This is a genomic window from Deltaproteobacteria bacterium, assembly GCA_009692615.1.
Lineage (GTDB): Bacteria > Desulfobacterota > Binatia > UBA9968 > UBA9968 > DP-20.
In genome coordinates this window covers 1-9,795 of sequence record SHYW01000150.1, presented here as the reverse complement: position 1 = coordinate 9,795, position 9,795 = coordinate 1, and the positions used below count along the sequence as shown (strand labels likewise).

General features: G+C 55.0%; 11 protein-coding genes. 8 read left to right on the top strand and 3 right to left on the bottom strand.

Annotated elements, in window-relative coordinates; genetic code table 11:
* The first annotated feature begins 349 nt into the window (after positions 1 to 349).
* From EXR70_23530 to EXR70_23505, 6 genes are all read left to right on the top strand, one after another.
* The gene (locus tag EXR70_23530; protein MSP41468.1) at positions 350 to 1,921 is read left to right on the top strand and encodes a UbiD family decarboxylase; all 1,572 of its coding nucleotides are present in this window, start codon (positions 350 to 352) and stop codon (positions 1,919 to 1,921) included.
* Between the two features lie 155 nt (positions 1,922 to 2,076).
* A complete protein-coding gene (locus EXR70_23525; protein ID MSP41467.1) occupies positions 2,077 to 2,916 on the top strand; it encodes a lytic transglycosylase domain-containing protein in 840 nt (279 codons plus the stop codon).
* 75 nt (positions 2,917 to 2,991) lie between these two features.
* A complete protein-coding gene (locus EXR70_23520) occupies positions 2,992 to 3,483 on the top strand; it encodes a hypothetical protein (GenBank protein ID MSP41466.1) in 492 nt (163 codons plus the stop codon).
* A gap of 4 nt (positions 3,484 to 3,487) precedes the next feature.
* Positions 3,488 to 4,360, top strand: coding sequence for an alpha/beta hydrolase (locus tag EXR70_23515; protein ID MSP41465.1), 873 nt, complete (start codon positions 3,488 to 3,490; stop codon positions 4,358 to 4,360).
* A gap of 297 nt (positions 4,361 to 4,657) precedes the next feature.
* Entirely contained in the window at positions 4,658 to 4,939 is a 282-nt protein-coding gene (locus EXR70_23510; GenBank protein ID MSP41464.1) for a DUF3553 domain-containing protein, read from the top strand.
* Between the two features lie 4 nt (positions 4,940 to 4,943).
* Positions 4,944 to 5,267, top strand: coding sequence for a hypothetical protein (locus tag EXR70_23505; GenBank protein ID MSP41463.1), 324 nt, complete (start codon positions 4,944 to 4,946; stop codon positions 5,265 to 5,267).
* 103 nt (positions 5,268 to 5,370) lie between these two features.
* On the opposite strand, the gene EXR70_23500 is transcribed toward EXR70_23505, so the two are convergent.
* The 3 genes from EXR70_23500 to EXR70_23490 form a co-directional block, all read right to left on the bottom strand.
* Positions 5,371 to 6,090 (bottom strand): dienelactone hydrolase family protein, encoded by a 720-nt coding sequence (locus EXR70_23500; GenBank protein ID MSP41462.1) that lies wholly within the window; start codon positions 6,088 to 6,090, stop codon positions 5,371 to 5,373.
* A 162-nt stretch (positions 6,091 to 6,252) separates the two neighbouring features.
* On the bottom strand, positions 6,253 to 6,642 hold the full coding sequence (locus tag EXR70_23495; GenBank protein MSP41461.1) for a zinc ribbon domain-containing protein: 390 nt from the start codon (positions 6,640 to 6,642) through the stop codon (positions 6,253 to 6,255).
* 78 nt (positions 6,643 to 6,720) lie between these two features.
* On the bottom strand, positions 6,721 to 7,086 hold the full coding sequence (locus EXR70_23490; GenBank protein MSP41460.1) for a cupin domain-containing protein: 366 nt from the start codon (positions 7,084 to 7,086) through the stop codon (positions 6,721 to 6,723).
* Positions 7,087 to 7,219: 133 nt separating this feature from the next.
* On the opposite strand from EXR70_23490, the gene EXR70_23485 reads away from it, so the two are divergent.
* Positions 7,220 to 7,963: a hypothetical protein gene (locus tag EXR70_23485; protein ID MSP41459.1), complete on the top strand. Its 744-nt coding sequence runs from the start codon at positions 7,220 to 7,222 to the stop codon at positions 7,961 to 7,963.
* Positions 7,964 to 8,078: 115 nt separating this feature from the next.
* Positions 8,079 to 9,500, top strand: a complete 1,422-nt coding sequence (locus EXR70_23480) for a UbiD family decarboxylase (protein MSP41458.1) — start codon at positions 8,079 to 8,081, stop codon at positions 9,498 to 9,500.
* The last annotated feature ends 295 nt before the right edge of the window (positions 9,501 to 9,795 follow it).

Genomic DNA, 9,795 nt, shown 5'->3' with positions numbered 1-9,795 from the left:
GGCCTCAACCACGGTGATCTCGCTGCGATATACTCGTTGAATTACGTCTAGTCGTTTCTCGTCTTTCATTGTCAGGGTTGTCATCCTTCCACCCTGACATAATTACGTTGCCGTTAACCCCTGACATAATCACTTTGCTACAACATGAACCGATTCGCTTCGTTGACTTCAGGAAATTTTTCCTGTAGGCATTTGGACCGTCCACATTTCCTGAAGCTGAAAATCATCTCTCGTTTTCGTGGTCCTATTGGGTCGAAGAATTTCGTGGTTGGTTTCAAAGTCAGGCTTTTTTTGCGTCAATAAAATTAAGAACCGGGCTAAATCAACGTAAAAACTTCGGAGGAAAGCAATGGCAAACGCGAAACGAGACGGGGCATCGCCGGAAGAATGTCGGGATCTACGCAGTTCCATCGAATGGATGAAAAAAGAAGGGGATATCATCATCACCGATAAAGAGGTGGACCCCAATCTGGAACTGACCGGCATCCAGAAAAAGCTCGACGGCGGCTGCCCGATCCTTTTCAACAACGTCAAAGGCAAACCGCAGCATCGTTGTATCACCAACTTGTTCGGCGACATGAACGTCATCAACAAGATGTTCGGCTGGAAGGATCACGCCGACCGCACGCGCAAGCTCGCTTACGCCATCAACAATCCGATCAAGCCCATCGTCGTCGATCAAAAAGACGCGCCGGTGCAAGAAGAAGTTTACGAGAAGCCGGCGGAAGCCAACGACTTCGTCGTGCCGATCCGTCACACCGACATCGAACCCGAACTGACCGTCGGTTCCGGCAACCGTTTGATCGCCGGTGAATATTTCAACGGCGGCACCGATCTCGGTTACAACCGCATGAACTTCCGCTGGGGCAATGTCGGCACTTTCCAAATCTCTCCCGGCTCGCACATGTGGCAAGTCGTCAGCAAATATTACAAAGACAATAAAATGGTGCCGATCACCATGAACTTCGGCTTGCCGGTTGCGGGTTCGCTGCTCGCCGGCGCGGGCTTCGATTATGTCATCCTGCCCCAAGGCTGCGATGAAGTCGGCATCGCCGGCGCTGTCCAAGGCGCGCCGATGCGTTTAGTCAAAGCGCGTACCGTCGACGCCTACGCATTGGCCGATGCCGAAGTGATCCTCGAAGGTTATGTCAATCCGCGCGATCGCCGTTTCGAAACCGCGGAGTCGGAAAAAGCCGGCATCCAAGGCCGCTTCCATTTCCATCCCGAATGGGCCGGCTATATGGGAAAAGCCTACAAGGCTCCGACCTTCCACGTCACCGCCGTCACCACGCGCAAGCGCGAAGGCAAGCCGATTATTTTTCCGTTGGGCGTCCACACCCTCGACGATCACAACATCGACACGACAGTGCGCGAAGCGGCGATGTTCGAGCTGTGCGAAAGAATGCAGCCCGGCATCATCATGGACGTCAACATTCCCTATTGCATGACCGATTGGGGCGGCGCGATCATTCAAGTGAAGAAACGCAACCGCATCGAAGAAGGTTGGCAGCGTAATTTCATGGCGGCGATTCTCGCCACCTCGCAAGGTTCGCGCTTAGTGGTTGCCGTCAGCGAAGACAGCGATCCCTACGACATGGACGACATCATGTGGAACATCACCACGCGAGTGAATCCCAAGACCGACATCATCAATCCGCTGCCCGGCGGCCGCGGCCAAACCTTCATGCCCGCCGAGCGCATGACCGCCGGCGAAAAGGAATGGACTGCGTCGAATACCAGTTTCGAAGGCGGCATGGGCATCGACGCCACCGTCCCCTTCGGCTATGAGAGCGACTTCATGCGGCCGGTCTATCCGGTCGACAGAGTCGATCTCAAAAAATGGTTCAGCGACAAAGATATTCAAAATGCCAAAGGCCGCATGCAAGGCTGGGTTCACTCTTTGGCGCGCACCGGCAGATAAGTTTTCACCAACATGGGTTCTGCAAGAAAGGGCGGAGAAAAAATCTCCGCCCTTTTTCTTTTTCGCGCACGCCAACACAATCGTTACAACAAGTATAACTTTGTTAGATTGCGATCTAAAAATATATTCTTCTGCAATTTCAGGTATCCAAAAAAATGGCAAGTAATTTTTCTCCGCTCAAGCGGATTTTTGGCAATTTTACGTTGACATCAAGATTTTCCTTTGATAGCAAACGCAGGACGATTGATTCCGTCCGCGCATTTTCACCATCGCGAACCATTGGGTTACGAAATCGAACCATGCACCAAGCATCGCAAAATAAATCTACCCGCACTTCGAGCCAAAGCCGAATTTGCTGCCAATTGATCGCCATCGTCGCGCTGTTCGCGCCGGCGCTCTTGGCGTATCAACATTTTTTGCTGGACGCGGCAATTGGCGATATCAAGTCATTGATCAAAATCGTCGAAGTCGCGGAGAAGCCGCGGCCCAAGGAACTGGTCAGGATTTATTCAATTGTAAAATTCCATCGTCCCGACATGATCGACACGGAAGCATGGCGAGTCGCCGAAGTGATCTTGGAAGAAAGCCACAAGCGCCATCTCGATCCGATGATGGTCGTCGCGGTCATTCAAGTCGAAAGCAGATTCCAGAACAGCGCCGTCTCGCCCATGGGGGCGCGCGGGCTCATGCAGATCATGCCCGAGACCGGCAAATTCCTCACGGAAACGCTGAGCGAAGAATATGGCTTTCGCGCCGCTTCGTTTCGCCCGGAATTCTTGGACGATCCGTTGTTCAATATCCGATTGGGCGTTTATTATCTGCACGATTTGACCAAACAGTTTCAAAGTCTCAACCTAGCTTTGACCGCTTACAACGCCGGTCCCGGCGAGACTCAAAATCGTTTGGAGAAAAATTTGCAACTCTCCGACGAATACGCCACCGCCGTGCTCGACGCCTATCAAAATAACAAAAAAGCTAAAGCGCCTACCTTCTAAGCTATATCGCGGCATTGAAACGCCGAGCATTTTCCCCACGCCAGCGCCGCGACATTGGCAATCCACCATCGTGCCATGTTAAGGGTGATGGCGATGATTACAGCGAGTGAATTCACCTTGAGCAGCGACGCGTGGAACGCGGTTGCCCGCCACGCTCGAGAAACTTTCCCCGACGAATGCTGCGGCGTGATCTTGGCGAACGGCGCCCACGAGACCGTGCAGCCGCTAGATAATATTCAGAACAAACTGCACGCCCTCGATCCCGAAACTTATCCGCGCACCGCGGTGATCGCCTACGCCATGGATTTGAATGAACTCGAGCGCGTCATCGACAACGGCGCCAGAAACGGCGCCAACCTCAAAGCGTTCTACCATTCGCATCCCGACCACGAAGCCTACTTTTCCGCCGAGGACAAAGCCTTCGCCAGCCCCTTCGGCGAACCGACCTTTCCCAACGCGACGCAAATCGTCGTGTCGATCTACGGCCGCGAGGTCAAACGCATGTGCGCCTTCGCCTGGTCCCAAGCGCAAAGCGATTTTGTCGAAGTGCCGATCAAAAAAATCTAGCATCATGACGGCGCCCCGTGAACATATCGTCGAGTCCCTGGGCTTGCCGCTGCACTATTTGGAATGGGGTGAACCTGGCGGCGAACCGCTGGTGCTTGTTCATGGCTTTCTCGATCTCGCATACAGCTGGCGCTTGTTCGTCGCGGCGTTGCAAGCAAAGAGCCATCGCCCGCTGCGGATCATCGCGCCCGATTGCCGCGGCCACGGCGATAGCGGCTGGGTCGGCGCTGGCGGTTACTATCATTTTCCCGACTATGTTTACGATCTCGATTGCGTGCTGCGCGCGGCGGGAATATCGCAGTGCAAGTTGATCGGCCATTCCATGGGCGGCACCATCGCCTTTCAATACTCCGGAACCTTTGCCAATCGCGTCACCAAGCTCGTGCTCATCGAAGGCGTCGGACCGGTGGGCATGGAATTTTCCGACGCCCCCGCGCGCATGCAATTGTGGATCGACGAAGTGCGCGAGCGCGGCCGCCGCCATTTTCGTGAATACACCAGCATCGAAGCCGGCGCCAGCCAACTCCGCCAAAGCAATCCGCGTTTGAACGATGCCTTCGCGTTGGACTTGGCGCGCGCCGCCATGAAGCAAAATCACCACGGTAAATGGGTCTGGAAGTTCGATCCACTGCACCGCACCGCATCGCCTCAACCTTTTTACAGCGCCCAAGCGTTGGAGTTTTTTCGCCGCATCGAGTGCCCGGTGTTGATCGTCGACGGCCAACAGAGCCGCCAGACCCGCCGCACCGACAAGCAGCAACGTTACCAAGCGCTGCGCGATCAGCGCCACGTCGTCATCGACAACGCCGGCCACATGGTGCATCAGGATAATCCCGAGCGCCTAGCTGAAGCGGTTGCGCCATTCTTGGAGTTGTAACAATAATTTTATGGCGCAACCGAGCTTGACTATTGGCGCCGATTTCTGTGATGATGCGCCATCGATCGGATGTTTGGCGACGGCGATATTTAATTTCGAGGGACAGCTGATTCAAAAGGATCATTTGTGCGCAAAGGTAAATCACCGCGAAAAACGATCGCGTCCGTACCGGCGCGAACTAGCCGCTTGAAACCAGTGGATGCGCCCACCGAACCGCGCAGCGGTGCCGCCACCGCGCCAAGCGCAGCCAATGTCAGCCTCACCCTCAAACACTTCCAACGGCGCCGGGAAAAATCCCTGGCTGCCGGCGATAACAAGCGGCTCTATCTGCGCGTCGGCGACGAGGTCAATCACATACGTTATGAGGAATGGGGATTAGGCGTTGTCATGGAAATCATGACATCATCGATTCCGGGCGGCACCTGTCTGGCCCGCGTGCGCTTTCAAGACGGCCAATTGCGCTGTTTCAACAACGATCTCGACAATGAGGCCTGCAGTTACTATTTCGGCGTGCGCCGCTACTGGAATCCAACCCACGGCGTCGACGCCATCCGACAAAGATTTTTTGGCAGAGGGTAATCGAATGAGAAAAAATAAATGGGCGGCAACTCTCGCGATCGTAACGGCAATCAACTTTGCGCCGAGTTATCTGCGCGCCGAAGACGTGATCGAAAAGGCCGGCATGGCCGTCGAATTGACGGCCGGTAATTTAATATTTTTGCCATTGAAAGTATTTTCCATGGCGGTGGGCGCCGCCGGCGGCGCGCTATCGTTTGTTGCCAGCGGCGGCAATGTCGAGCTGACCAAACAAATCTGGCGCGACACCAGTGAAGGTCCCTATATCATCACGCCAGAACTTGCCCGCAAGTCGATCGGCGAGCGCCCACTGCTAGCCGAAACCAAATAGTTCAAATCGCTTCAACCGGCCCGGCAATCGAAAAAAACGCGGCATGTGAACCGACTCGTTGGAGTCGGCCACATGCCGCATGGTCGCAATTGCGACATCCAATTTACGCCAGAGTCGCTTTAAAGAAACCGGTCGTTCTGCTCCAAGCTTCCTTCGCCGCTTCGGGATTGTAGCGGTCGGCGTTGGTGTTGTTGTTGAAGGCGTGCTTGGCGCCATCGAACACTTTGCAGTCGAAGCTCTTGCCCGCCTTAGCCAGCGCCGCCTTGAACGGTTCCACCCCCGGCATGATGTTGGCATCGTCTCCAGCATAGTTGCCCATCACCGGGCAAGGAATGTTGGCAACGGTTTCCAGATCGGGATTCTTGCCGTAGTAAACCACCGCCGCATTCAGGTCTTTGCACTTGGTCGCGAAGTTGAGCGACTGGCCGCCGCCCCAGCAGTAACCGACGACGCCGACTTTGCCGTTGACGTAGCTCTGCTTTTTCATGTAAGCGACCGCCGCGGTCAAATCTTCCACCGCCATAGCGCCGGTGATCTTGGCGATTTCCTTGGTCGCTTCGTCACTGCCGTTCCAGGTATCGCTGCCGCCGATGCGGCTCATCAGGTCGACGCCGATGGCGGCAAAGCCATCCTTGGCGAACCGGCGGGTCACGTCTTTAATATGTCCCACCAACCCGCGGTTCTCGTGAATCACGATCACCGTGCCCAAGTTCTTGCCATCCTTGGGCCGCGAAACATAGGCGTTCAAAGCGCCGATCTTCACCATTTCCGACGCCAAGCCGGAATCATTGGGATCTACAATATTGTCAATCGTCTGTGCCATTGATCAAACCCTCCTTCAAATATTTTTACCGTTTCACCTATAGCTAAAAAACAATTTGCCGTCCAGAGCCGCACAGTACGATTAACGGCAACTGGATTGCAGTGGACCAAAACAACAACGGCGCCCGCAGGCGCCGCCGCTTCATTGCAATGCTGGGATCGCTCAGGCCGAGGTTGAACTTGAGCTCGAACTCGATGTCGATGACGATTTGTCGCTGCCGCCGCTCGCACTCTCGCTCTTCTTGGATTCGCTCTTTTTTGGCTCGCTCTTCGAATCCGAACCAGCAGTGGACTTCGACCCACTATCGCTCTTCGATTCCGTTGAAGCAGTAGCCTTCGGGCTGCTCTCGCTCTTGGACTCGCCGTTGGTTTGGCCCTTGCGGGCGTAGTCGGTGATATACCAGCCGGTGCCTTTGAGCTGAAACGAGGTGTTGGAGATTAATTTTTTAACCTTGCTCTTGCAGGTCGGGCATTTGGCCAATGATTTTTCTGTGATCCGCTGGGTCACTTCGATGACGCCACACTTCTGACATTGGTATTCGTAAATCGGCATTTAACAACCTCGACTTGAATTCACCCGCAAACTTAACCACTCACCCTGCAACTTGTCAATTGATCCGGCTGTGGGCGCCTAGGCCCCCTTCTCAACTTGCTGGCGGTCACTGCCGTCGGCCAGGATATGCGGCCCGCCGAAGGCTTCCGAACGGTTGCCGAGCATCACCAACGGCTCGCTGCCGGTGTTGACGATCTGATAGTAATCTTTAGCGGCCAAGCACAGCAGATCGTCTTTCTTGATCGGCCGCTCTTCGCCCTTGAGCCCCTTGACCACGCCGTTGCCGGAAAACACCAGAAAGGTTTCCGGACTTGCGTGATAATGCATATCCGTGCCGTCGCCGGGCACGAAATAAAGCAGCCAAGAACGAAAATTATCCGTGCCGAACAGATCGATCTTGCGCTTTGCCTTATCCATTTCTTCTTTTAGGTTGATGCAATCCATAGGTAATCCTCCATGTGAATTTGCCGCACTTTATCCTAGTCCTTGTCGCTTCGGCAAGCACCCGAGCAACCCGCCTTGACAGCTCCGTGGCCGTGCCATATTCAATGAGAGAATTTTTTGGAGGACGCAACGAATGTTGAAAATGAACGAGAGCCAAGCCAAAGAGTTTGTCGCCGAGCTGGCGGCAAAATGCGACAAGCGTTGGAAGCAGACCGTCGACAAAACTAAATTCATGGATGAACTCAAAGAAGGCAAACTCAAAAAAGCAACCATTCAACTATTCTACAAAAACTGGGGCGCCTTCGTGCCGGTGATCAACTCGGTTTACACTTCGGCATTTTACAAACACCTTTGGTTTTTCGTCAAGAACGTCGACCTGATGGAAGTCTACACACAAAAAGTTCTCGACGAATTCGGCCATCCGTCGCCTCCCGGCCACATTCAAATTCTAATGAGCACCGGCGCGGCGCTTGGACTGACTAAAGAAGAAGTGCTGCTCTCGCCCATGTTGCCGGAATGCCGCGCCCTGCCGGACTTTCACCGCACGTTGATCAACGACGGGCAGATCCAAGAGTACTGGTTCTCGGTGCTGTGGGAAAAGCCCTTCGGCGATTCCTGTTTAGATTTTTTCAAAGCGTTGACCAAGCATTATGGCTTGACTACCGCCGAAGCGAGTTATTTTTCCAAGCATCACGAAGCCGACACCATGGACCATCTCGACCGCATGGCCCACGGCGCGGTCACTCAACATGTGCTCGCCCGTTTACTCCAAGAAGGAGTTAACGAACGGCCCGGCTATTCGGCGGAATACTGCGCCGTAACGCCGGCGGACTTGAATCGAATGTTCATGGACGGCTGCTATGACGCAACCCATTAGCCAAAGGCTAATGGGTTGCGATTCCAAATTCCAGATTCCCAATTCCAGATTGGCCGAAGTCCGGAGTTTGGAATATGTAATCTGGAATTTGGAATTCTGAACCAAGTGAGGATACATGCCATTTAGCGACCTACGCACTTTCATCGACGGCGCCGCCCGCATCGGCGAGGTGAAACATATCGACGGCGCCGATTGGAATCTTGAGATCGGCTGCCTCACTGAACTAATGGCCGAGCAAGACGGACCATTACTGCTCTTCGATAACATCGTTGGTTATCCGAAAGGCTTTCGTATCGCCGCCAACGTCCTCGCCAGCGCGCGCCGCTTCGCCCTCGCGTTGAGCTTGTCCACAGACGCGCCGAAGCTGGAAATTCTCCGCGCCTGGCGCAACAAGATTCGCGACATCAAACCCTTCGCGCCGGTGGAAGTTTCTACCGGACCGATCCTGGAAAACGTTCTTACCGGCAACCAAGTCGATTTAGGAATTTTCCCCACGCCCAAGTGGCACGAGCATGACGGCGGCCGCTATATCGGCACCGGCGACATGGTAGTGATCAAAGATCCCGACAGCGGCTGGGTCAACGTCGGCACTTATCGCTCCTGCGTCGTCGGCAAAGATCGCGTCACGTTGTGGATCATCGAGCAGAAGCACGGCAAGCAGATCGCCCGCAAGTATTGGCAAGCCGGCAAGCCTTGCCCAGTTGCTATCGTCGTCGGCTGCGAGCCGGCGACTTGGATGGCGGCGCCGTCAGCGGCGAAAGCTGGCGTGAGCGAATATGAATACGCCGGCGCCCTGCGCGGTGCTCCGCTGGAAGTGCTGCGCGCGCCCTACACCGGCCTGCCCGTGCCAGCGACTTCAGAAATCGTCATTGAAGGCGACATGCCACCGCCGGAAGAAGAGTCCCACGCCGAAGGGCCGTTCGGCGAATGGCCGGGCTACTACACTCACAGCGGCGAAGAATGCGTTGTGCGGGTGAAAACAATCTTACATCGCAACGATCCGATCATGCTCGGCAACCCGCCGCTGCTGCCGATCACCGAGCGCTACGGCATCCCGCTGTTCGCCGCGCGCATCTGGGATCATCTCGAACAGTCTGGCGTCTCCGATGTTCAAGGCGTCTGGTGCCACTGTCATACATTAATGGTGGTGGTCGCGCTCAAACAAAGATTCGCCGGCCAAGCGCTGCAAGCCCTCACCGCCGTCGCCGGCATGATGACCGGCGCAAGCATGTATCGCTACTACATCGCCGTCGACGACGACATCGATCCGGTGGACTTAAAGCAGGTGATCTGGGCCATGTGCACCCGCGTCGATCCGGCCGAGTCGGTGCAGATTTTGAAATCCTGGACCTCCGATCTCGATCCGCGCCTGGCGCCGGAAAAACGCGAACGCGGCGACTTCACCATGGGCCGCATGTTGATCGACGCCACCAAACCGTTTCACTGGCGCGACAAGTTCGCCATCGCCAACAAGTTCAGCGCCGACAAGCGTGAAGAGATCTGGGAAAAATGGGCGCCAAAATTAGGTTTGAAGTGAACTTGGCGCGCCGAAAAACCTGTGTATAAGTCCGCGCGTTCATATGAACTACCGGTCCGCTAAACTCGTCATGTAACCAGCTCGAAATAGCCCCTTTACAGACTGCGAAACTCGTCAGAATCGCGCCCCGGTTGACCAAATCCGGGCCGTGTCGTGGCAACGTCAATATGTCATGTTAACAGCAACGCGATTATGTCAGGGTAGTGCGTTGGGTTGAGGTCGTAAGTTAGAAACCTGGCCATAGCGGAACCCCACCTTGTTGGAGTTGGTTCGATATAGGCCAAGTGTGTGCGTC

Excerpts from the sequence above, each read along its gene's own strand:
- EXR70_23495 (MSP41461.1), bottom strand. The coding sequence starts at position 6,642 with ATGCCGATTTACGAATACCAATGTCAGAAGTGTGGCGTCATCGAAGTG.
- EXR70_23520 (MSP41466.1), top strand. The coding sequence starts at position 2,992 with ATGTTAAGGGTGATGGCGATGATTACAGCGAGTGAATTCACCTTGAGC.
- EXR70_23530 (MSP41468.1), top strand. The coding sequence starts at position 350 with ATGGCAAACGCGAAACGAGACGGGGCATCGCCGGAAGAATGTCGGGAT.
- EXR70_23500 (MSP41462.1), bottom strand. The coding sequence starts at position 6,090 with ATGGCACAGACGATTGACAATATTGTAGATCCCAATGATTCCGGCTTG.
- EXR70_23485 (MSP41459.1), top strand. The coding sequence starts at position 7,220 with ATGTTGAAAATGAACGAGAGCCAAGCCAAAGAGTTTGTCGCCGAGCTG.
- EXR70_23515 (MSP41465.1), top strand. The coding sequence starts at position 3,488 with ATGACGGCGCCCCGTGAACATATCGTCGAGTCCCTGGGCTTGCCGCTG.
- EXR70_23480 (MSP41458.1), top strand. The coding sequence starts at position 8,079 with ATGCCATTTAGCGACCTACGCACTTTCATCGACGGCGCCGCCCGCATC.
- EXR70_23490 (MSP41460.1), bottom strand. The coding sequence starts at position 7,086 with ATGGATTGCATCAACCTAAAAGAAGAAATGGATAAGGCAAAGCGCAAG.
- EXR70_23525 (MSP41467.1), top strand. The coding sequence starts at position 2,077 with ATGGCAAGTAATTTTTCTCCGCTCAAGCGGATTTTTGGCAATTTTACG.
- EXR70_23505 (MSP41463.1), top strand. The coding sequence starts at position 4,944 with ATGAGAAAAAATAAATGGGCGGCAACTCTCGCGATCGTAACGGCAATC.